Below are 21646 nucleotides of genomic sequence, written 5' to 3'. Positions count from 1 at the left end.
TTCCACCAAAAAACATGTTAGTCGGAATCTTGATAATCAGCAATCCTATAGAATCCTTTGAACACCTTTCAATGAGGCGGTTTTATGGCAATAGGGCTTATCATCATTTATACTGGAGACGGCAAGGGAAAGACAACAGCAGCATTGGGTCTCGCATTGAGAGCTCTCGGCCATGGCAAAAGTGTTTGCATCGTGCAATTCATGAAGGGTTTGGGAATGACCGGCGAGGTGAAGGCGCTTAGTTGCTTTGAGAAAGCGTCGATCAGGCAGTTTGGAACTGGAACTTTTATCATGAAGGGAAAACATACGAAAGAAGATGTAGAGGAAGCTCGCAAGGGACTGGATTTTGCAGCCCAGGTGATCGCCTCGAAGTTGTATAACGTCGTAATTCTAGATGAAATATGTATCGCCATAGATTTCGGTCTCATCAGTCTCGAAGACGTTCTTGAAATCTTGATGAGTAAAGATCGAGAAACCGACATAGTTCTTACGGGCAGAAACGCACCCACGGCACTGATTGACTTGGCAGACCTTGTAACGGAGATGAAGTGCGTAAAACATCCCTATGATTTAGGCATCGGAGCAAAGGAAGGCATAGACTACTGACACTCTTCGACGTCATCCTTTTCCCTGAGACGGTTGCGCAGATACATCAGGAATCTTACCTCCTCCTTTGGTTTGAGTATGCTCAGTCTTTCACTGTCCCCCTTTCGAACAAGTTCAAGGGCCAATGGCTGTCCTCTCGTTAGCTGATAAATAAGCTGAAAGGCCTCATCATCAAGATCCATGGAAAGAACCGCCTTAGCAGTCGTTTTGTCCATGCGTTGCAGGTGGATTTCAATCACCTTACCTCTTATCACGTCGTCCTTGTGAAAGAATCTGCTGTAAGATGGCGTCTCCTCGCCCATTGCCACTGCCATTTTGGCTCTGCCTTGACCAAGTGATGCCATGAGGTCAAAAAAGAAGTCGACGACCGGCTCTTGAACTTCGCAGTAGTTATCGAAGCACAGCAGGACATTCCTCTCCTTTAGTTCCTCAATCGAGCCTGAGGAGCAGCCGTTCAATAGTGCGAATTCTCGTAACGATTCATTGATTTTCACCGCACTGCAATCGTTCTGGAGATCGTACCAGAATAACGGCATGTGAGATCTTTCGATTGCAATTTTCTTCAGCATTGTGGAAGAACCATATCCAAAGTTTGCGAGAATGACAAGCACCGTGGCTTTCGATTCAAAAAACGAAAGCGCGGTTGCGAGCTCCTTTTCTCTTCCATAGAAACGAGGCAGATCGATTTCGGCGTTTGACCAGATGACTCTTTTATGTGCGATTATCAGTTTTGCGCCAGTGGCAACGCATTTTGCAATTTTCGCCAACGTGATATCTGGACGCTTCTTCATAAGATCCGCAACAGAAGTCTCGTTCTCATCGCCACCTTCAGTGACTCTAACTTTCTCATCAAGTATCCGCTCCATCAGATCTGAGACCCTCTGCGCTCCTTTTTGAGTCAGATAATATACTTTCATCCGCCTCTCCTTGCCCGCCACGTGCATTTTCCGCTCTTCGATCATTCCCATTTCGATCAGAGGACGAAGGTGTCTGGTGATGTGTGTGCGCGGAATCTCCAACGCGGATGATATGCCGGATTGCGCTATAGTTTCTGACGGGACATTTTGAGACTGTTCTTTTCGTCTCTCATAAAGATGAATGAGGATAATGTCTTTTGGTGAAAGCTGGAGCATTGATTGAAAAATGCAAGGGGGAATATTTAATCGTGGTGTATTTGCCTCTGCCATCAGAAACTATGGGCTCAAGCTCCTAATCCGATCTGCAGACATCTTTTCTAAAAGTGTCGTTGTTCCTCCCGCTCTTTCATATTCTAGAACCGCAAGAATATTCCTAAAAGTAAGCGTCATCGATGCAATGCTCTCTGCCATATGCTTTTCTTTGATTTCCGAAAGTTTTCTAAACCCACGAGGGGCGTTCACTTTTCTATCCCATTCAAGCACGAAACTGTAGGGCGAAGAAATGTCGAATCGTTTTCTCGATATTCTCCTTGCCATGAAGGACTCCCGGATTAAATCGAAGGCGCTGACGCAGTTGCAGTAAGTTTCTGTAAACTGCTCTTCTGGCATGTCGATCGCTTTAATCGGAACACCGTTTTTCTCGCAAAGCTCAAGGGTCTTCACGTAGCAGGGTGGTGGAAGTCTAACTTCTCCGAATGTAGATAGGATGTTGCCGTACACAACTTCAAGCTCGCTTGGTTCGTAACTGTCGTAATTCTTTCGATCTCTCAGCCCATCAAGTTCCTCTGGCGAGATAGAAATGCAAACCAAATCCGGTGTGATTTCGACAAAGACATCTTCCACTACTTTTTCCTCCGAAACTAGACCTTTGATAACTGGGAGAATGAATATGGAAGCGCCGTTAAGTTCAATGCTTTTCATGCGCCCCACAACGCGCAATGACCATTTCGAATAGCTCCTGCGATTCGTCCAACTTCTTCAATTCGTCCTTGCCGATAATCGCCGCACCTCCTATATTCTGTTTGGATCTGGAGTGTCTCAGAAAAATCACTGATTTTCTCTCGGTGATCTTTGAAATATCGCCGACGATACAGGCCTTCTCTACGAGTTTTGTCTCATCCTTTCCTACACCTGTGATGATCAGGGTACGGTTGTCTTTAGTAAGTGCTTCAAAAGGACACCTTGCAGTGGGAAGAACAGAATAGCCGAGTCTCCCTAATAGTGCGAAGACTTCTCTGCTCAAATCATCCATATCGCTCAGATTGGTTAATCTTTCAGAAGTGTCAGGAGTGTACTTAAAAGGATCGAGCGGCATGACGAGAAACTCACCAAGATACTCCTCAAGCCTGAGTGCTACATCGATCATTGCTCCCATCCCAGATTCGTACATCTTTATTGTTCTTCTCGATACACCAGCAACTTCCGCTAGGGTGCCGAGACTTATGTTTTTCTTTTCGCGGATTGATCTGAGCAAATCACTATCGAGGCGCACATATAGACCACCTGGCGCCGCGAAAATGAACGGAGGCACGCCTTCAAGCAGGTAATCTGAAAGTGTTTCGGGAGATATGATCGGCACACCGAAGCGCGAGTATACAATACCCGCCTCGATATCTCTAGAACCAGATTTTTCGCCAATAAGGATAGGCGCCGCTTGCAGTGCTTCTGCAAGCACTTTTATTTCCTCGGCGTTGTCCTTTGAGAACGCATCGACGTTTGTGAGAACTTTGATAATCAACAATAGTTGATCTCTTCTTGCAACTATGTCAAAACTGATGCTTTTCATGTTGATGGGTTTTGAGACGTAGAAACCTGCTTTTGCTAGAATATGTCGAATCCCTTCAACGAGTTCGTCTCTCTGCACAATTGTAAACGGGGTGAACTTCTATATAAGCATTGCTAAATGATAATATAAAAATAAAATATGCTGGAGCGATCTAAATTAGCGCTCCAATCCCCCATATTATTCAATTCTTATTTCCTTGCCCTTTTCCTTCACACGAGCCCTCTTGAGGTGGATCTCGAGGACTCCATTCTTGTAGGTCGCCTTGGCGCTATCGGGATCGACTTCGCATGGTAGATCTATGCGCTTCTCGAACTTCCTATCGGGGTTATCGACTTCAATTTCTAGAGAATCCTCTGTTGCATTGAGTTTGATATCCTCCTTCTCAACGCCCGGTAGTTCAACTATGATGCGCACTTTATCTGCCTCTTCAATGATGTCTGTAAGAGGTTCTCGCTTCGCAGCCTCTTCCCTCTGCCTGATCGTATTGCCAAATTCCTGGATCCGCGGTTTGCCGTCAGGTCCGATGCGCATGGAGAAGCCGTAGATCATCGGTTCTCTATCGAAGTGCAGATCCCCGCTGAAGAACTTCTCCATGATTCTTTCGATTCTGCGTCGCATTTCTTCGAATTCATCATCGAAGTCGCCAAAGAAGTCGTCCCAGTCCTTCTTTTTCTTGTCCCTTACCATTTTCATCACCTCACGTATTCGAAATCCTTGGCGATTTTTTGATATTTAACTAATTCCGAGCGGGAGATCGGGCGCACTTTGTTGAGCGCCTCTATGAAGTGCCGCATCTGGACTTTTTCATTTTTGAGCGTTTCGGAATTGAGCTCGGCACCTTTCGCAACTATCTCCCTCATCGCGAGCATTACGGCCTCATTGACAAGTGCAGCGAGGTCGGCTCCAGTATACCCTTCTGTACGTCTTGCTAGCTCATCGAGATCGACATCCTCTGCGAGTGGCTTCTTCTTAACATGCACCTCCAGGATCTTCCTGCGCCCTTCCAACGTGGGAGCGGGCACATGCACTAGACGATCAAAGCGCCCCGGCCTTAGAAGTGCTGGATCAATGATATCGGGTCTGTTAGTCGCAGCTATGACGACAACATTATGAAGACTCTCCAGTCCATCCATCTCAGTTAACAGCTGGCTAATGACTCTCTCCGTGACGTGGCTATCAAAACCGCTACCTCTTACAGGTGCGATTGAGTCGATCTCATCCATGAATATGATGCACGGTGCAGCCTGCCTAGCTTTTCTGAAAGTTTCCCTTACAGCCTTCTCGCTCTCACCTACCCACTTACTCAAGAATTCTGGACCTTTGACATTGATGAAGTTCGCTTCGCTTTCCGTCGCAACGGCCTTCGCTAGCATCGTCTTTCCTGTGCCCGGCGGCCCGTAAAGTAAGACGCCCTTCGGGGGCGCGGCATTAAGGTGATCGAACACCTCGGCATACTTAAGAGGCCACTCAACAGCTTCTCTTAACTCTCTTTTTGCATCTTCAAGATCACCGATATCGTCCCAGTGTAAATTGGGCGATTCTATGAGCACCTCTCGCAGACTCGAGGGTTGCATTTCACGGAGCGCTGCGAAGAAGTCCTCCTTCTTTACATTGATCTTATTAAGGATCTCGACAGGAATGCTTTCCATTTCTAGATCTATTTCCGGAAGGACCCTTCTGAGCGCATGCATTGCCGCCTCTTTACAAAGAGCTGCAAGATCCGCTCCTACGTAACCGTGCGTGAGATCTGCGAGTTTCTCAAGATCGACATCATCATCAAGGGGCATGCCACGTGTGTGAATCTGGAGAATCTCAAGCCTGCCATTTCTGTTCGGAATTCCTATTTCGATCTCCCTATCAAATCTCCCAGGTCTTCTCAATGCGGGATCTATGGCGTTCGGTCTATTGGTTGCACCGATAACCACAACTTTGCCCCTCGATTCGAGACCATCCATGAGTGCAAGCAACTGAGCGACCACACGCCTCTCAGTTTCGCCCGTCACCTCATCTCTTTTCGGTGCGATTGAGTCGATCTCATCTATGAATATGATGCTGGGCGCGTTTTCCTCAGCTTCCTTAAATATTTCTCTAAGGCGCTCCTCGCTCTCGCCATAGAACTTGCTCATGATCTCTGGTCCACCAATAGAAATGAAGTTTGCGTTTGTTTCGCCTGCTACAGCTTTTGCAAGCAGGGTTTTGCCAGTGCCTGGAGGTCCGTGAAGAAGGACACCTTTTGGAGCTTCTACACCAAGCCTTTCGAAGAGCTCAGGATGCCTTAGCGGCAGCTCTATCATTTCCCTTACCCTTTTCACCTCTTCACTAAGGCCACCTATGTCTTCGTATGTGACTTTCGGAATCTTATGGGAGATCTCCTTCACGGGTTTATCACTGATTTTTACCTCAGTGTTCCTGCTGACTATGACTGCATCGGCTGTTGGTGAGTAAGAGACAACGACAAGGTCGAGCCTCCTACCCATGACATTGATTTCAATTACATCCCCCCTCGTCACAGCCCTGCCCTCAAGCGTCTGGTTCAAATACTCCTCACCGCCCATGATCCTGAGGGGTTCAGTGGGGGCGAAAGTGATCTTCTGTGCCTCTTTAACATTAACTTTCTTAATAGCGACCTTTTCATCAATGCTCGTCTGAGCATTTCGTCGGATCGTGCCATCGATCCTAATGATGCCCCTGTTGGCATCTTCTGGATAACCGGGCCACACTATGGCAACAGTCCTCTTCTTTCCCTCTATTTGAATGACATCACCTGCGGTAAGCCCGAGAACATCCATGACTGCAGGGTCTACGCGAGCAATACCCCTGCCCGCATCCTTCGATTTGGCCTCAGCAACCTTAAGAACCTTTTCTGATGAGTCCATAATTCATTCACTCCTTCAAATGATTAGGGATGGAGGATTTATTTAACCTCCACCCTCTTTCGCTTTTCCTCGACTTTCCTTAATTTTGGCAGGGTGATCTCCAGCACCCCGTCCTCCATCTTGGCCTCGATTTTCTCTTGGTCTATATCCTCGTAGATGGGTATCCTCCTGTAAAATGAGAGTCTGCCTCGTTCCCGTCGAACGTAACCAACACCTTTCTCCTCCTTCTCCTCCTCCTTCTTTGCTTTGATCTCCAGAGCCCCATCTACGATCTCTATTTCCACGTCCTCTTTACCGATCCCAGGCATCTCGGCTTGTATGATGTATTTGTCTCCTAAGTCCTTGATGTCAACCGCCGGAATCCGTTCAAAGGTTCTGCTGAATATCGGGAAGGACGGGAACCAGGTCTCACCCCAGCCCATTCGCAGGTTATCGAGCATTCTTTCCATTTCATCCAGCAAGCCAAGCGGCCCCCAGTATGATCGAGGAACGATGCCTTCTCGATCTTCCTTTCTCATATGGTCACCTCCATTGCTCTCTAATTAACCCGCAGTTGATAACCACGGGTTGCAATCTATAACTACAATGATCATCTATATAAATTATTCGGTCAAGAGCTTCTTGAGATCTTCTTCTATCCGCTCGATTCGATTCTTTATTATTTCTTCAATTTCTTTCAGATCATTTACTATCTCGGGCGTTTCCTTTTTTACTTCTTCAATAAGTTTCTCCGCTGTTTTCTTAGCGCCCTCTCCTGTTTGTTTCGCAACTTTAACGAGTTCATCAAGCGTCTCCTCGCCAGTTTTCTCAATCTTGTGAATGACTTTCCCGATATCTTTGCTAGTTTCTTTAGCCAGTTTCTTCAGCTCCTCCTCATATTCTTCCATTAACGCTTTGAGGCGCACCTTATCCCACATTCCTATCCCCCCGGTCTATTTCATTAAGTATCTCCTCCACGACTTCATCTCTGAGATCCAATTCACGTGCGATTTCAGATGGGCTAAGCATGGGCCTCTTAATGGATTCGTAAATCACCCTTCGCGCCTCATAGTCTCCGATGAATGATTCAATGAACTCTTTAGCTTCGTTGAGTAATGCTTCCTTCTTTTCTATAAGCTCCTTGCGCCTTCTCTGCAGATCGTCAAGCTCTTTGTCGATTTCTGAAATTTCCTTTTTCGTATTGGAATATTTTTTGCAGAACGTGTTGAAATCGACTTCTTCATTCCTCGATACATCAAAATCAGCGCCCTGTTTCTTGTTGAAATTCTCCCGCGAAAATATTTCAACGTTGAATAGACCAGGACCAACATCAACAAAGATCGTAAATCCTTGAACCGGCACGTAAATTCTTCGTGCAGGACCTCCCCGATCACTATCCACAATGTAACTCCTTACGATGTTGTTTTCTTCCAGAACCTTTAGGTGTTTCATTATTGCCTGCTGACTCATGCGGAGCTCTCTTGAAAGTTGCAATGGGTAGTGAGGCTCCCTTACTAGTGCTTCCAGAATCTTTCTACGAGTTGGGTTTTCAATTATGGATAGAAGTGTATCGAGATCGATCATATCTACCCCTTCTAAACAACCTAAAGTTATTAACAAGTTATATTAATACTCATCGGTGTATACGTTTCATGCCTTGTCTAAAATATGCTCCAGCTTTATCTTTTCAGTACCAGTTATTCTCGAGATTTCTTTTGCCATCTTGGTTGGTCATTTCGTTGACTGCAGCAATTGAAGCGGGGCGGGCAATCTGATCATTTCTCTGTTTCATTGTGATCTACTAGAGAATGGGTTGATTAAGAAATCAATGTGAATAACTATAATTATCCCAACGGAATTTGAGATCCGATGCCTGGCGTTCTGAAAGAAGAATCGATCATTATCGATGATCCAGTTGAAGGAAGCCAAATTTACAACAAGGGATTTTATGGATACCCGCTTTCTGGTGGCGGTCTAGAACTCGACCTTCTGGAGGCGTGTTATCTTGTTGAAACAGGACGTTTAGTTGTACAACAAAAATCCAGTGCTATGAATCTTGAAGAGGTGATGAGGCGAGCCGCTCGCATATACAATGATTTTGAAATCGATTATCTGGTCTATAGAGATCTCAGGCAGAGAGGTTATATTGTGAAAAGGGGCGCGGACGATTTCGACTTCAGGGTATTTCCAAGGGGCGGCACCCCATCAAGCTCGGCGACTAAGTTTTGGGTAATGTCCATAACTGAGAGATCGTCATTTAATATCGAATCGTTCAGGGAGGCTGTTGAAAGATCCGAGAAAACGAGGAAAGAACTTCTTGTTGCAGTCGTTGATGAGGAAGGCGATATAACATACTATAAGGCTTCTGCAATCGATCCGCAAGGACATGTAATCGCGCGGGATGAAAGAGACGAGGTCGTTGAGGCAACTTTGTTTGAGGATAGAGCATTGATCTTCGACAGAACCGCCGTCGAGTATCTCTATGATCGTGAATTTTACGGAAAGAAAATCGGGGATGCCCTTCAGCTTTCAATGATAGAAACAGCCTTTTTGTTGGAAAAAGGCAGAATATCGCTCAAGAGCGCTAGATCAGGAAAAAGAATAGGTCTGAAGGGGCTCAAAAGACGCGCAAGAAACATTCAAATGGACTTTGACATTAGATTCTCGGTCTACAGCGATCTGCGATCAAGAGGACTTGTTGTAAAGACTGGCTTCAAGTACGGCTCGCACTTCAGGGTATACGACGCCGATCCTGGGAAACATCACTCTCGGTATTTGGTTCATGCGATACCAGAGAACTACGAAGCTTCCTGGCCAGAGATCTCAAGGGCTGTCAGGCTAGCTCATGGCGTTAAGAAAGAAATTCTTCTCGCAAGAACGACAAAATACGGCGTCGAGTACTTGAGACTCAAGAGGGTTCGACCATGATTATGTCGAAACCGCCTTCTCCTCTGCAGCTGCCGTTTCTGCGCTCTGTGATTTCAAGATTTCATCTTTGACTTTTTTCGCTCCCACATAATCCTCTGGGTCTAGTTTCATAGCCTCGTCTAGAATGTTTAGGGCCTCGGAGGTCTTTCCGTAATTTTCCAGAATGATTGCAATTCTTACCATGTAATGGCTCTTTTTCCTGTCGAATGATGTAAGATCAATCGCTTTTTTAAATGCATTTACAGCCTCTTCCACCCTTCCAGCCTTCAGCAACGATTCCCCAAGCTTTGCGTAACGACTCGATTTCACTTCTCGGGAACCCTCTTCCTCCGCGAGGATTCTCAGAGTCTCGATCTGTCGCGTTAGCGCTTCAGAACGAATGACCTCAGCCCCGCATTTTATGCACTTGGAATACCCCTCTTTTATTTCTGCGCCGCACTTCCCACAGATCTTCGGTATAGGCGTTCCGCAATAGGGACACGATGCCCAATCAGTTTCGATAATACCTTTGCAATTGGGACATTCTGAGACGCTCTTGAGCCCTGCAGTTTCAAATGGCATCGCAGATGCAACCCTTTCGGACTCGGGCGGTATGAAGTAATTTTTTTTCAGCAGTACATAAACGAAAATTGCGAGCTCTCCCCCTCCAATCACCGAGCTCACAAGTAATAGATCTTCTGAGGAAAGGTAAATGATGGCGCTCCTACCAATCAGGGAAAAACCAAGCCAGGTGATGATAGTTTTCCACGCCCCTATTTCGCACCGCCACAGTGCCCTCGTGACGGAGATCTCAGATATCCCGATGAGGAAATATACGATGACGATGAGCGTTCCAAAAGTCGTGCTTACAACCTTGCCAACGATAAAAACAATAATCGATGCCGCAATCGATAAAACTCCACCTGCTATGAGCCATATTGCCGCAGGTTTCAATAGCGCTCTTCCTAACTGCACAACGTCACCTATTTGGTAATGGCAATAGCCAATAAATAGGCTTCGTGGTTCCCATTCAAATATCCCAAATATAAAGTCTCTTTTGAAGCCTCTCTAGAGCTGTATATCAATGCCAAGCTTTTCCGTCAATTCCTTGTATCTGTTTCTTATAGTCACTTCAGTTACACCAGCCACGTCTGCGACCTCGCGCTGAGTTCTCCGCTCGTTGCATAGAATCGATGCGATGTATATTGCAGCTGCTGCAACTCCTGTGGGACCACGACCTGACGTGAGCTCCTTCTTTGCCGCATCCTTGAGTATTTCATTTGCTTTTGATTGGACCTCGCCGCTCAGTTTGAGCTCGCTACAAAATCTCTGAATGTAATCCTGAGGTTTTGTTGGCATCAGTTTCAGTTTCAATTCTCTGGTCATGAACCTATATGTTCTGCCAATTTCTTTTCTCCCTATGCGACTCGAATTCGCGACCTCATCAAGAGTTCTCGGTACGCCGCACTGCCGGCATGCTGCGTAAAGAGAAGCTGCAACAACACCCTCTATGCTCCTCCCCCTAATGAGGTTCTTGTTAACGGCTTTTCTATAAATCATTGCAGCGGTCTCTCTGACATTTCTAGGCAACCCCATGGCCGATGCCATTCTATCCAGCTCGCTGAGAGCAAATGCGAGATTTCTCTCAGTGGCGTTTGAAACCCTAATCCTTCTCTGCCATTTTCTGAGGCGGTACAATTGCGCTCGATTTCTAGTGGGGATGCTCTTACCATAACTGTCCTTATTTTTCCATGAAATTTCTGTGGAAAGTCCTTTATCATGTATCGTATACGTCATGGGGGCTCCAGTTCTAGCCCTCCTTTCTCCTTGCTCTACATCAAATGCCCGCCATTCGGGTCCCTGGTCTATAAATTGGTCATCTATGACGAGACCACAATCCTCACATATAAGCTCGCCACGCTCGTAATCTCTCACGAGGTGGGCGCTATTACATTCAGGACAGCGCTCAATCTCATCCATTCCTTCTCTTTGTTTTGCCATTTTCCTCAACCTCTTCTACATACAGGGGTCTGCCGATTGTATTCGGCAGCCGATATTCATCGTCGGGCTCAATTGACACAAAAGGCGAAGCTACTGGACCAAAAACTCTCTTGATACGTCCAACCATTCTTTTTCTGTTGTCAAAAACATAAGCCCCATGTGGTGGCGCGAAACGCGCACGCACTATATATTTACCATCAAAACCGATTTCCTCAATTTCACCAAGGAGTTTAATACGTCTATATGATTTCACTGATCTTCCCCAGTATAGTGTCGGAATACGGGATGTTATATTTATAATTTTCGTAAATGATTTATTTAGCATCTGTACTTTTTCTGCTATTGACATTTTAGCAAATCAGGCGTGGAGAAGGAAACAAATTACTTGCCCATTAATTCTCAGGGATCAGCAACCTCCTCTCGTGTGTCAATTTTCTGCAAGGAATCTTTTAATTACGATCCAACTAATCCGTACTTATGGATATTCCGAAGAATCACCCCAGATGGAAATCGCTTATGGTGAGAGAAAAATTGGCAGAGCTCAGCAAGGAAGGCATAGTTGCTGTTACGGGTCTTATAGCACATGGAAGGGGTGAAGCATTTGACTATCTATTGGGCGAAAGAACCATAGAGGAGTCAGCTCTCGCTGAGAAAGTTGCAGCTGCCTATCTCCTAATGGCAAAGCATCCAGTCATCTCTGTTAATGGAAATACTGCGGCTCTCTGTGCCAAGGAAATAATAGATCTAGCTCACCTATTGAAGGCTAAGATTGAGGTCAACCTTTTTCATCGAACGGAAGAGCGTGTAAAGAAGGTCTGTGCATACATGGAAAAAATGGGGGCCAATGATATTCTAGGAAGAAATCCAGATGCAGTACTTCCCAGGATTTCATCAGACCGTGCACTGTGCGCCAGAGAAGGCATTTTCAAAGCTGATGTGGTTCTTGTTCCTCTTGAGGATGGCGACAGAACGGAAGCACTTGTCAAATCCGGTAAAGTGGTTCTCGCCATCGATCTAAACCCGCTTTCGAGAACCTCTCGGGCAGCAACGGTTACCATCGTTGACGAATTAACACGGGCAATTCCAAACATTCATCATTTTGCCGCAGAATTGAAGGGCGACGTTGCAGCTTGTCGCGATCTCATATCGCGATTTGAAAACCGGCAAAACTTAAAGAAAATTATCCAAGCGATTTGCAGGTATTTGAACTCCCAATTCTGAAATGCAAACAGATATGCATTTCTCAATCGATTTACGTGGACAGGAATGGTGTGTAACAATGACCGTTGATGCCATTATCGGACTTAAGCGACTTCAATGGGCTAGTGAGCACATGAAAGTATTGGCGTCGATCCGCGACAGGCTTTCTAAAGAAAGACCTCTAGACGGATTGAAAATCGGGATGGCTCTCCATGTGGAAGCGAAGACGGGAATTCTTGCAGTAGCGCTTTCTGAGGCGGGTGCAAAAGTAAGGCTTGCCAGTTGCAATCCGCTTTCAACGGATGATTCCGTCGCCGCATCTCTTCGAAAAGATTTTGGAATAGAGGTTTTTGCAAAAAAGTGGGAAAGTCGCGACGAGTACTATGATAATCTTAACGCTGTTATAGATATCGGACCAGATTTCGTGATTGATGACGGAGCAGACCTCATCACAATGCTTCATACATCACGTAAAGAGAAGCTTGAAGGTGTCAAGGGAGGTAATGAGGAAACAACTACTGGTGTCATTCGATTGAGAGCCATGGCCTCACAGAAGAAGCTAAGATTCCCAGTAATCTCGGTGAACGATGCCCAGATGAAATATCTTTTTGATAACCGCTACGGAACCGGCCAATCTACTTTCGACGGATGGATGACTGCAACAAATCTTCTTGTTGCTGGAAAAACACTTGTTGTCGCGGGTTATGGCTGGTGCGGTAAGGGAATTGCAATGCGCGCAAAAGGTCTTGGCGCGCGTGTGATTGTTACAGAAGTCGATCCAGTTCGTGCTGTTGAAGCTGCTATGGATGGTTTTGACGTAATGCCAATGAACAAGGCCGTGCGAGTGGCGGACATGATTATCACCGCAACTGGAAGCCGCGATGTCGTTCGAGAGGAGCATTTCGTGGTGATGAAAGACGGCTGTGTTTTGGGGAATTCGGGTCATTTTGATAATGAAATCTCGAAGACAGCACTTGAGGAGTTGTGCGGGAAGCCTAAAAGGGTCAGGGAATATGTCGACGAATACAGATTACCTGATGGACGGAAGGTGTACCTCTTGTGCGAAGGGCGATTGATGAACCTAGCAGCTGGCCAAGGGCATCCTGTTGAGATTATGGACATGAGCTTTTCGATTCAGGCATTGTCGCTCTTATACTTATCAAAGAATTGCGAGAAAATGCTACCAGGGGTATACCGCGTTCCAGAGGAAATCGACAGAACGGTTGCGGAACTGAAGTTGAAGACTATGGGAATCAGAATTGATAGATTAACTAGGCAGCAGAGGGCGTATTTGTCAGGATGGGAAGGAGGTACATGACCCCGCCGCTCTTTCTCTGTGTTTACGGGCATGTGGCCCTAGACTACATTATTAAACTAGCAGATTTTCCGGAACCCAATACCTCAGTTGATATTTTGGAGAAAGAAACGTATTACGGAGGAACAGGTGCCAATATCGCTACAATTGCGTCTTCGCTGGGCGTTCCTACGGCTCTCTGCTCTTTTGTTGGGGAAGATTTTCCTGACGATTTTCTTGATTTTATGCGCAGCCGTAACGTCGACCTCAGGGAGCTTGTAAAAATAAGGGGCGAGAAAACACCTACTGTCTGGATCGTATCTAATGCATCAAATGATCAAATCGCATATGTTTATCAGGGCCCTATGCGAAAAATGGACGAGTATGAAGTGAAAATGAACGCTGCAGTTGAGTCCGATGTCGTGCATATTTGTACTGGTAGGCCTAGTTACTATCTCAAGTTGATGGAATTGTGCAAGAGCATGGGGAAGTATATCGCATTTGACCCCTCGCAGGAAATACATTATATTTGGAATGCCACTGATTTTCGCAAAGCCATCACATTTTGTGATGCTATCTTCGTTAATGATAGCGAACTGAGGCGTGCATTGCAACATTTGGAGCTCGCTGCCGTAGAGGATATTGCAAAGAGGGTGAGACTTCTCGTCAACACGAAGGGAAAAGATGGCTGTGTTGCTTATGAGGGCGGCATAAGGAGGATCACGGTTCCATCCTTTGATACCGATAAGATTGTCGATCCAACTGGTGCAGGAGATGCCTTCCGAGCCGGTTTTTATGCGGGCAAGTTCAGAAAACTGCCTTTAGAATCGTGTCTCGCTGCCGGATGTGCAACCGCCTCCTTCATCATTGAGGCAAAGGGCACTTTGACCAATATTCCGAGTTGGGACGATGTTGAGAAGAGGATGGAGCGAATATTGCCTAAGATAAGAGTAGATGATATATCATGAACCTCCTGCCTGGCAAAGGGGACTACATTTCTTTTTTTCATTAAAAATCTTATATCACGGCAAGACGCAATCATCGAAAAGTTTAAACACAAATAAACTGTAATGGGGACTTGGTGAATAAATGGCTGTGGGTTTTGTTCTGATCAGCACGGCACCCGCAAAGGAGCACGAAGTTTATAACGAACTACTAAAAGTCAAGGAGGTTGTAGAACTTCATCCGCTGTTTGGAGAGTATGATTTGATCGCTAAGATCGAGGCGGAAGATTTTAACCTTCTTGGTCAGGTCGTCGTCGACAAGATCAGATCGATCCCCGGCGTAATCGATACAAAGACGCTTACGGGCATCAAGTTCTAAGAAAGGTGATCGAATGGAATGGGAAGGTTTCTTGACAGTGCTTTTGTTGACATTTGGATTGTTCATGGTTTTGGCAGGAGCATTCACAGCCTACTTCGGTAGCGGCAAGAGCAGGGCAATTGGAGTTGCGTTACTCATAATTGGTCTTGTAGTCGGCATCGTATGGGTGTATCTCGCTGGCTTTACAGATCTAGTAAATGTCTGGGTTGCCGATGTCGTCTGGGAAGCATTTGTCAACATTCTTGCTGCAGTCATTGGTGCACTCATCGCTGTTGGCATATTCCTATTGGCGATCATGAAATCTTAGGCAAATATAATTCCCTTCTTAATTTTACAATACAATTTTTGGCAAAACTCTTTCCCTCTTCATTATTCTTTCCCTCTTCATTATAAATTTTCTTTTGATCTTGATTTCGAAATACTTTTATTCTTAAAATTTAGTGAGTGAGTCATGCCCGATGTTACCATACTGCTAGGAAGCAAGAACGACCTGATGATCGGAGAAAAAGCGCTTGAAATCCTAAGGCGTTTTGAAGTGAGCGCTGAACTGCTCATAGCATCGGCACACCGGACACCCGATCGTTTAAAAGAAATTGTGACAAGAAGCGATGCTAAAATTTTCATTGCTATTGCTGGGCTCTCTGCGGCCTTGCCCGGAGCAGTGGCTGCCCTGACTACGAAACCGGTTATTGGCGTTCCTGTAAGTGGAAAAGTCAATTTGGATTCGATACTCTCCATAATCCAAATGCCGCCTGGAATACCAGTTGCGGCTGTAGGGTTGGACAGGGGAGAAAATGCCGCTCTGCTAGCCCTGGAGATCCTCGCACTATCAGATGATCGAATACAGAGGAAGCTGGTCGATTACCGAAGGGAAATGGCCAAGCAGATCGAGATCGATTCGCAGGAGGTACAGCATTAATGTTCGATGTGGAGAAATTTGTCGCCGAAAAGGTAGAGGAATTGTCGAAGATAATTCAAGGAAAAGCGATTATTGCCTGTTCAGGAGGCGTCGATAGCACTGTTGCAGCTGTTCTTGCAAGTAAGGCCGTTGGCAATCGTCTCCTAGCTGTATATGTAGATACTGGACTCATGAGAATGGGGGAGAGCGAGACCGTTGAGAATATGCTCTCCCGACTTGGCATTAATCATAAAATCATTGACGCTTCTGGTGAATTTTTCAGCGCATTGAAAGGTATTGTCGATCCAGAAAAGAAAAGGAAAATTATCGGTGAAAGATTCATTAGGGTGTTTGAGCAAGCTGCGGAAGAATATGGCGCTGAGTATCTCGTTCAGGGGACAATAGCACCAGATTGGATTGAAAGTGGGGATAGCCTACGGGACACCATCAAGACGCATCATAACGTTGGTGGTTTGCCATCTGATATGAAGTTGAAACTTGTGGAGCCTCTACGCGATCTTTACAAGGATGAAGTGAGAAAAGTCGCAAGATATCTAGGAATTGAGGTTTCAGAACGTCAGCCGTTTCCAGGACCGGCTCTCGCGGTGAGGATCATTGGGGAAGTTACACGTGAATCTGTGGAAATTGTGAGAAAGGCGTGCGCGATCGTTGAGGAGGAGATCGAAAGAGCAGTTGAAAATGAAAAGATGATGAAACCTTGGCAGTATTTTGCAGTTTTGCTTCCAGTGAGATCTGTTGGCGTTCAGGGTGACAGGCGTGCATATGGCAGAACTGTGGCAATAAGAGCCGTTGACTCAGTCGATGCGATGACTGCCACTTATTCGAAGATTCCACATGACGTTCTCGAAAGGATATCCCAGCGTATTGTTAACGAAATGAAAGACAAGGTGAATAGAGTGGTTTATGATATAACTGATAAACCTCCGGCGACAATTGAATGGGAATAGCTAGCGCTTATCATATTTCAGCAGGATGCGATCAATTTCATTCCAGTTAGAAATTCTATCATCGGGCTTGATAGAATCATCATGTTGGTAAAATTTCGATTCTTTCAAAATTCCAATCATACCAACATTCTTTGCACCTTTGATGTCGGCTTGCAGCGAGTTGCCTACAAAAATTGCATCTTCAGGTCTTGAATTCAAATTAGACAGTGCTATCTTGAAGATTTTTGGATTAGGTTTTCTCAGACCGACATCAGTTGAAAAAACAAGATCATCAAAGTATACATCAATATTGTAATGATGCATATCTTTTAAAGGGAACTCCGAGGGCAACCCCCAGGCCACGTCCGATATGAGACCAAGTGCGTACCCCAATTCACTAAGCCTTTCTAGCATCTCCTTTGTGCCAGAAATCAACCGGCGATCTTCCAGCAAAGTTTCGTAAAATGCTGTAAGACTCCGCTCTATGAGGCCTTCATCGCCATCACAACCATATTGGCGAAAGCACCGATTGAGAATGTCAGAAAGGGGTATCTCAATCGATCTCGCCAGCTTGATCTCTCTTGCCTCAGCCAGTAAATTGCCGAGGCAGGAACAGAAATTATCTTCTTCAACTCCAAGTCCATAATCCTCTTTCATAATTCGATAAACTCTCCTTATCGCCTTACACTCGGGCTCTTTCCAATCGTGATAGTAGTCAATTAGCGTATGACCCAGGTCGAAAAATATCGCTTTCACGATGTGATTCATGTAAGATTTCTCTATTAATAATATCGTTTGGTTTTTCAAGTTACTTCGATCACTTATTGAGAGTTTGTGTTTATCCTGGCAATAATTTCTTTCAAATCGTGTTTTGCATCTGATTCCAAATATATATCTCCCAGTAGATAACACAATTGAATGCATACGGTACACATATGTTGATTAGGAGGCTAAACATCCCTTAAATACAAAGCATATGTTTTACACGTCGATGAAGGTGTACGTCATTGACAATGGAGGACAATGGACGCATAGGGAGTGGAGAGTTCTCAGATATCTTGGTGTCGATTCAATTATTGTTCCGAATACGACGCCTTTTGAAAAGCTGGGCAATGCAGATGCCCTCGTTCTTTCTGGCGGTGCGCCGCGCGTTGCGCTCGACGCTGATCGAATGGGCCGTAATGGTGAATATCTGGAGATGGCCGATTTTCCAATACTGGGAATTTGCGCGGGCATGCAATATATGTGCATGAAATTTGGCGGTAGGACTGAGCCTGCGAGAGTTCCAGAATTTGGCAAGACGATCATTTATGTGGACGATGCGGACGATTTATTTACAGGACTCCCAAATCGTTTTACAGTTTGGGAATCTCATAACGATGAGGTGACGGCGGTACCAGATTCGTTCGAAGTTTTGGCCCACTCAGATAATTGTCCAGTTGAAGCTATCAGAATGAAAAAGAAACCTATATACGGGCTCCAATTTCATCCAGAAGTCGAACACACCGAATATGGAATGGAAATTTTCCGTAATTTTCTTAGAATCGTTGAAGGATGGAAAAAATGAACAGTGAGGACATCGCTGCAATAAAGGATGCGCTAGAACGAGTGCGGAAGGACGAACCATTCGAGAAAACTCTTGGCCGGGTACTTCGCAGAAATGGACGCTCATTTGATGACTATCTCAGAATCATAGGGGAGTTGCGGGAAATTGCAAGAAAGAAGAAAATGTCGCTTTACGAAGCTGGAAATTTATTGACCAAGGGACTAAATGAAGGCGAGTATGATCACTAAAACGATCATAGCAATGGCGAGCAGCATCGCAACAATGACCATCCTCGGCTCAGATCCAAAAATGATTGGCACTGGACCGATTAGTACAACTCCCGCCCCCTTAGTTTTTATTGCTCTCTTTTCCAGACCCTCTTTCCATTTGTCATCGTCATTGGAAAAGTCTTCAAATTTGTCGTGTTTTTCCCTAGAAATCCAAGAGGTTTTTGACAAATTCCTTTTTGATAGATCTTCACATCCGTAAGGACTCATGAAAAATGCCAGGATTAGGATGAGAAATCCGAAAAAGATGATAATGATCGCAGCAGAACCTAGTGCTCCTGAACCATAGATAATAGGGAAAATGAGGAAGAGCGCTACGTGTAGCTCTCCAATTAAGAGGGCCGCCAAGACCAGTGCTAAACCAATTATAACCATTGAAATGGATATGAATTGCAGGAATCTTCGTAGCTTCACGCTTTTTCAAGAAAATTGATCGTTAATTAAACTTTCTACGGGAGAACACGAATTATCTCCAGATTATGATTGAAAAAAAACGAACCCAGATTATCAAAAAAACAAAAATATTCTAATACCTGTGGAGATTCCATGCAGCGACAAACGATAGCCCCTTTCTGACAAGTGCTTCTGCAGTCTTGTTCACCGCATCGTGTTTGTCGAGGTAATTCCTTTCTAATAATGGCATATGACCGGATTCTATGACCTCTTTTTTATCCCTGAAGTAGTCGAGGATGTCTGATGGGTGCTCTCTCATTTTCTCTACATCTATCTCCCCGCCCTCATGTTTCGCAGCAATATTCGGAATATGGTCGGCGACTGCGAGAAGATCATCTCTGCGATTGTATGGTTGCCTCACGATACTTTTCCAAGTTTCAGTTATGTGATGTTCAATTCTTACCGCTTTTTCAAGGCCGAGCTCCCGGCGAATGTATGCGGTCTTTTCCAACGTATCAACATTGACAGAGTTGCTGAGGTTGAAACCAACAAGTGGAGTTGTACCATCTGGTCTTGAAAATAGCTTCGCCGTCATGAGCGTCCATAAGACCGAATATGGGTTGTCATTTCCCATGAAAACTGATATTTTGAATTCCATGTCAATTCCGAGTCTATGCAATATGTATCCTAGCAAAACGGTACCAGGGTTGACGTTCAATACCTGTTTGATTCCATAATTCGTGTAATAGTAAAGGAATTCATCGATGTATTGTAGCGCATGTTCGTTCGGCTGTCCAACCCCGCCAAAGTAACCAGTTATGGTTTCAGGACCACCGAGATGAATATTTGAACCATCGGTACCTCTAGTGTCTAAAGTTTCGACGTAAGAAGCACCTATAATCTGCATCGCAGCTGCTGTTGCTATAATGTCACCCTGATCAGCTTCCTGCTCCTTCATTTTACGAACCCGAATGTATCTCGACGGCATGATTTCTCGATTTCTTATTGCTTGTTCCGCCTCAGCAATAAGCCATGGGAAATATTGGAGAGCACTTATTTCGAGAACTACGGGGAATCTCTCGTTGAATGATACCATGTCTGCCTTTTCACCAATCACCTTTTTCCTGAATTCTCGAATGGAAATGAATTTACCTTCATCCCTGACCTGCATCAACCATTTTAGATCTTTTAAATAAGGCGAGTTAATTGCCTCAAGTCGCTTAAACATAAACTCTAGACTTCTGGCTCGACGTGCCTTTTCATTTATTTCCTCTGGAGTGCCATATTTTTTGATAATCGAAAGAATCGCATTAACCAATTTATTATTGGGGTCCATGAGAAATTTGTTAATTTCTGACAACGCATCGCTTGAAATCTCTAACCGCCTCCTCAGTTCCTCCATGAGATCTACCTTCATCGATCTTGTAATTCTACTTTTTTTGCTAACAGGTTGTACTTATAATTTACTCGGTTCCTGAAAAATCTTCATATGTACTTGGTAGCAAGCGTTAAAGTCGAGATAATGCAAATTTTCTAAATATTCACGTCGAGCCAATGCATATGGCATTTCATACAGTATTAGCTGCAACGTTTCTCCCTTCTCAAATTCTAGCCTTGCATTCTTCGCAGAGGACATACGATATATCAAGAACCCCATTGCTTCACCATCTGCGGGTCTATATGGTATTCCGACCTTTTTCTGTGATAATGTTTTTATTTTGTGAACTTCATTGTGGATCTGGTGCTAAATTGACCTCCCTGAGCAGTGTGGTTAAAGAAATATTGAGTTCAAGGGAGTTTCAAATAATTGAGGAAGTAGATAGGATCATTGGCAAAAAAGGCCCTATCGAAATTGCTTTCTTGCTGCTAGATGGAAAGGAAGATGAAAAAAGGATTCGTAAATTCGCCAGCGATCTAAGTGGATTTAAGGGAAAGAAAGTCATTGCGTCACTTAACCCAATCTCGGAGGTGACGGTCCAAGCCATAGACCCGTCAGTAATCATTTGGGACAGAGAAGCCATTGCTAAAGAGATTGGACGCACGCGCATCGAGAAGCTTCTGGGGGAACACGATCACGGGCTCATCGATGAATTAATCGCGGATGATTATCCACAGATTGTAGCTCCAGAAATTCTTGAGGAAATGCATGGCTCAGAATTAAGTGAAAGAATCATCAAACCAGTTATAAGCATCGAAGACGTAAAGGAGATATCTAGACAAACTGTTGGTGGTTTTAGGTATAGACTGGAATTAGTGCCATATTTTGTATATCAATATTCATGCGACCTTTTTTTGGACAAGATCAAAGTGGGTGCTGAGCGTGGTTGTTTAGCGGTCAATGCGTTGACCGGAAAGGTGGAGTCATGGAATGAAAACGTCGATATTGTATTGTCCCTTGACCATGTATTCAAGAGATTGGAACCCACCTTTGATGCAGATGAAGCAAGGAATCTCGTCAAGAGCGAAGTCATCAAGATCCATACTCATGAGCAAGAGATCATCAGGGACACCGGCCAAATCACTATAGTTGAAAAGAAAACGGTATCGCCAAGTCCAGAAGATGTTTTGATCAAAGATATGGGTATTTTCTACATTCCCATTTGGTGTGTCGAGGGAATACACGGCGTCATGATATTGAATGCGGGAAACGGAAAAATCATTTCGGAAGATTATTACATGATATAGG

The 21646-nt window shown here is 44.9% G+C and carries 26 protein-coding genes; 12 read left to right on the top strand and 14 right to left on the bottom strand.

The window, feature by feature from the left end:
• Positions 1–84: 84 nt before the first annotated feature.
• Positions 85–606, top strand: a complete 522-nt coding sequence (cobO, locus tag QW087_04650) for a cob(I)yrinic acid a,c-diamide adenosyltransferase (protein MEM2944009.1) — start codon at positions 85–87, stop codon at positions 604–606.
• Here the strand turns inward: cobO and QW087_04645 are convergent.
• From QW087_04645 to QW087_04610, 8 genes are all read right to left on the bottom strand, one after another.
• Complete coding sequence (locus tag QW087_04645; protein MEM2944008.1) at positions 600–1739, bottom strand: hypothetical protein; 1140 nt, start codon at positions 1737–1739, stop codon at positions 600–602. The two genes, cobO and QW087_04645, sit on opposite strands and share 7 nt — an antisense overlap.
• A 60-nt stretch (positions 1740–1799) precedes the next feature.
• On the bottom strand, positions 1800–2444 hold the full coding sequence (locus QW087_04640) for a hypothetical protein (protein MEM2944007.1): 645 nt from the start codon (positions 2442–2444) through the stop codon (positions 1800–1802).
• The gene (locus QW087_04635; protein ID MEM2944006.1) at positions 2431–3387 is read right to left on the bottom strand and encodes a transcriptional regulator; all 957 of its coding nucleotides are present in this window, start codon (positions 3385–3387) and stop codon (positions 2431–2433) included. The genes QW087_04640 and QW087_04635 overlap by 14 nt, the downstream gene beginning before the upstream one ends.
• 99 nt (positions 3388–3486) lie before the next feature.
• Positions 3487–3996 carry an archaeal heat shock protein Hsp20 gene (gene hsp20 / locus QW087_04630; GenBank protein ID MEM2944005.1) on the bottom strand — a complete coding sequence of 170 codons (510 nt, stop codon included), beginning with the start codon at positions 3994–3996 and terminating at the stop codon, positions 3487–3489.
• Between the two features lie 5 nt (positions 3997–4001).
• On the bottom strand, positions 4002–6185 hold the full coding sequence (locus QW087_04625; GenBank protein MEM2944004.1) for a CDC48 family AAA ATPase: 2184 nt from the start codon (positions 6183–6185) through the stop codon (positions 4002–4004).
• Positions 6186–6223: 38 nt separating this feature from the next.
• Complete coding sequence (locus tag QW087_04620) at positions 6224–6703, bottom strand: Hsp20/alpha crystallin family protein (protein ID MEM2944003.1); 480 nt, start codon at positions 6701–6703, stop codon at positions 6224–6226.
• An 84-nt stretch (positions 6704–6787) separates the two neighbouring features.
• Entirely contained in the window at positions 6788–7102 is a 315-nt protein-coding gene (locus QW087_04615) for a hypothetical protein (protein ID MEM2944002.1), read from the bottom strand.
• The gene (locus QW087_04610; GenBank protein MEM2944001.1) at positions 7092–7748 is read right to left on the bottom strand and encodes a helix-turn-helix domain-containing protein; all 657 of its coding nucleotides are present in this window, start codon (positions 7746–7748) and stop codon (positions 7092–7094) included. The genes QW087_04615 and QW087_04610 overlap by 11 nt, the downstream gene beginning before the upstream one ends.
• A 285-nt stretch (positions 7749–8033) precedes the next feature.
• On the opposite strand from QW087_04610, the gene endA reads away from it, so the two are divergent.
• Positions 8034–9092, top strand: coding sequence for a tRNA-intron lyase (gene endA, locus QW087_04605; GenBank protein ID MEM2944000.1), 1059 nt, complete (start codon positions 8034–8036; stop codon positions 9090–9092).
• On the opposite strand, the gene QW087_04600 is transcribed toward endA, so the two are convergent.
• From QW087_04600 to QW087_04590, 3 genes are all read right to left on the bottom strand, one after another.
• On the bottom strand, positions 9093–10046 hold the full coding sequence (locus QW087_04600) for a zinc ribbon domain-containing protein (protein MEM2943999.1): 954 nt from the start codon (positions 10044–10046) through the stop codon (positions 9093–9095). It abuts the gene before it with no gap.
• Positions 10047–10139: 93 nt separating this feature from the next.
• The gene (locus tag QW087_04595; GenBank protein MEM2943998.1) at positions 10140–11072 is read right to left on the bottom strand and encodes a transcription initiation factor IIB; all 933 of its coding nucleotides are present in this window, start codon (positions 11070–11072) and stop codon (positions 10140–10142) included.
• Complete coding sequence (locus tag QW087_04590; GenBank protein ID MEM2943997.1) at positions 11044–11325, bottom strand: Gar1/Naf1 family protein; 282 nt, start codon at positions 11323–11325, stop codon at positions 11044–11046. The genes QW087_04595 and QW087_04590 overlap by 29 nt, the downstream gene beginning before the upstream one ends.
• A gap of 224 nt (positions 11326–11549) precedes the next feature.
• On the opposite strand from QW087_04590, the gene QW087_04585 reads away from it, so the two are divergent.
• The 7 genes from QW087_04585 (at position 11550) to guaA (ending at position 16755) form a co-directional block, all read left to right on the top strand.
• On the top strand, positions 11550–12293 hold the full coding sequence (locus QW087_04585) for a 4-phosphopantoate--beta-alanine ligase (protein ID MEM2943996.1): 744 nt from the start codon (positions 11550–11552) through the stop codon (positions 12291–12293).
• A gap of 58 nt (positions 12294–12351) precedes the next feature.
• Positions 12352–13590 carry an adenosylhomocysteinase gene (locus QW087_04580; protein MEM2943995.1) on the top strand — a complete coding sequence of 413 codons (1239 nt, stop codon included), beginning with the start codon at positions 12352–12354 and terminating at the stop codon, positions 13588–13590.
• Positions 13572–14534, top strand: a complete 963-nt coding sequence (locus QW087_04575) for a carbohydrate kinase family protein (protein MEM2943994.1) — start codon at positions 13572–13574, stop codon at positions 14532–14534. The genes QW087_04580 and QW087_04575 overlap by 19 nt, the downstream gene beginning before the upstream one ends.
• Positions 14535–14655: 121 nt before the next feature.
• Positions 14656–14889 carry an Lrp/AsnC ligand binding domain-containing protein gene (locus QW087_04570; protein MEM2943993.1) on the top strand — a complete coding sequence of 78 codons (234 nt, stop codon included), beginning with the start codon at positions 14656–14658 and terminating at the stop codon, positions 14887–14889.
• 13 nt (positions 14890–14902) lie between these two features.
• Complete coding sequence (locus QW087_04565; GenBank protein ID MEM2943992.1) at positions 14903–15196, top strand: hypothetical protein; 294 nt, start codon at positions 14903–14905, stop codon at positions 15194–15196.
• A gap of 144 nt (positions 15197–15340) precedes the next feature.
• Positions 15341–15808: a 5-(carboxyamino)imidazole ribonucleotide mutase gene (gene purE / locus QW087_04560; GenBank protein ID MEM2943991.1), complete on the top strand. Its 468-nt coding sequence runs from the start codon at positions 15341–15343 to the stop codon at positions 15806–15808.
• Positions 15808–16755 (top strand): glutamine-hydrolyzing GMP synthase, encoded by a 948-nt coding sequence (guaA, locus tag QW087_04555; protein MEM2943990.1) that lies wholly within the window; start codon positions 15808–15810, stop codon positions 16753–16755. The genes purE and guaA overlap by 1 nt, the downstream gene beginning before the upstream one ends.
• On the opposite strand, the gene QW087_04550 is transcribed toward guaA, so the two are convergent.
• Positions 16756–17490, bottom strand: a complete 735-nt coding sequence (locus QW087_04550; GenBank protein MEM2943989.1) for an HAD-IA family hydrolase — start codon at positions 17488–17490, stop codon at positions 16756–16758.
• A 235-nt stretch (positions 17491–17725) separates the two neighbouring features.
• Between QW087_04550 and QW087_04545 the strand changes: the two genes are divergently transcribed.
• Positions 17726–18301 carry a GMP synthase subunit A gene (locus tag QW087_04545; GenBank protein ID MEM2943988.1) on the top strand — a complete coding sequence of 192 codons (576 nt, stop codon included), beginning with the start codon at positions 17726–17728 and terminating at the stop codon, positions 18299–18301.
• Entirely contained in the window at positions 18298–18528 is a 231-nt protein-coding gene (locus tag QW087_04540; protein MEM2943987.1) for a hypothetical protein, read from the top strand. Before QW087_04545 ends, QW087_04540 begins: the two co-directional genes overlap by 4 nt.
• Here QW087_04540 and QW087_04535 read toward each other — a convergent pair.
• Together QW087_04535 and QW087_04530 are read right to left on the bottom strand one after the other, a co-directional pair.
• A complete protein-coding gene (locus QW087_04535) occupies positions 18502–18981 on the bottom strand; it encodes a DUF131 domain-containing protein (GenBank protein MEM2943986.1) in 480 nt (159 codons plus the stop codon). The genes QW087_04540 and QW087_04535 overlap by 27 nt on opposite strands.
• Before the next feature lie 112 nt (positions 18982–19093).
• Positions 19094–20377: a hypothetical protein gene (locus QW087_04530; GenBank protein ID MEM2943985.1), complete on the bottom strand. Its 1284-nt coding sequence runs from the start codon at positions 20375–20377 to the stop codon at positions 19094–19096.
• A gap of 332 nt (positions 20378–20709) precedes the next feature.
• Here QW087_04530 and QW087_04525 point away from each other — a divergent pair, with 332 nt between their 5' ends.
• Entirely contained in the window at positions 20710–21645 is a 936-nt protein-coding gene (locus QW087_04525) for a hypothetical protein (GenBank protein MEM2943984.1), read from the top strand.
• The last annotated feature ends 1 nt before the right edge of the window (position 21646 follow it).

The organism is Methanomassiliicoccales archaeon (assembly GCA_038850735.1).
In the GTDB taxonomy this organism is placed as follows: Archaea; Thermoplasmatota; Thermoplasmata; order Methanomassiliicoccales; family JACIVX01; genus JACIVX01.
This window is presented reverse-complemented; position numbering and strand designations above follow the sequence as displayed.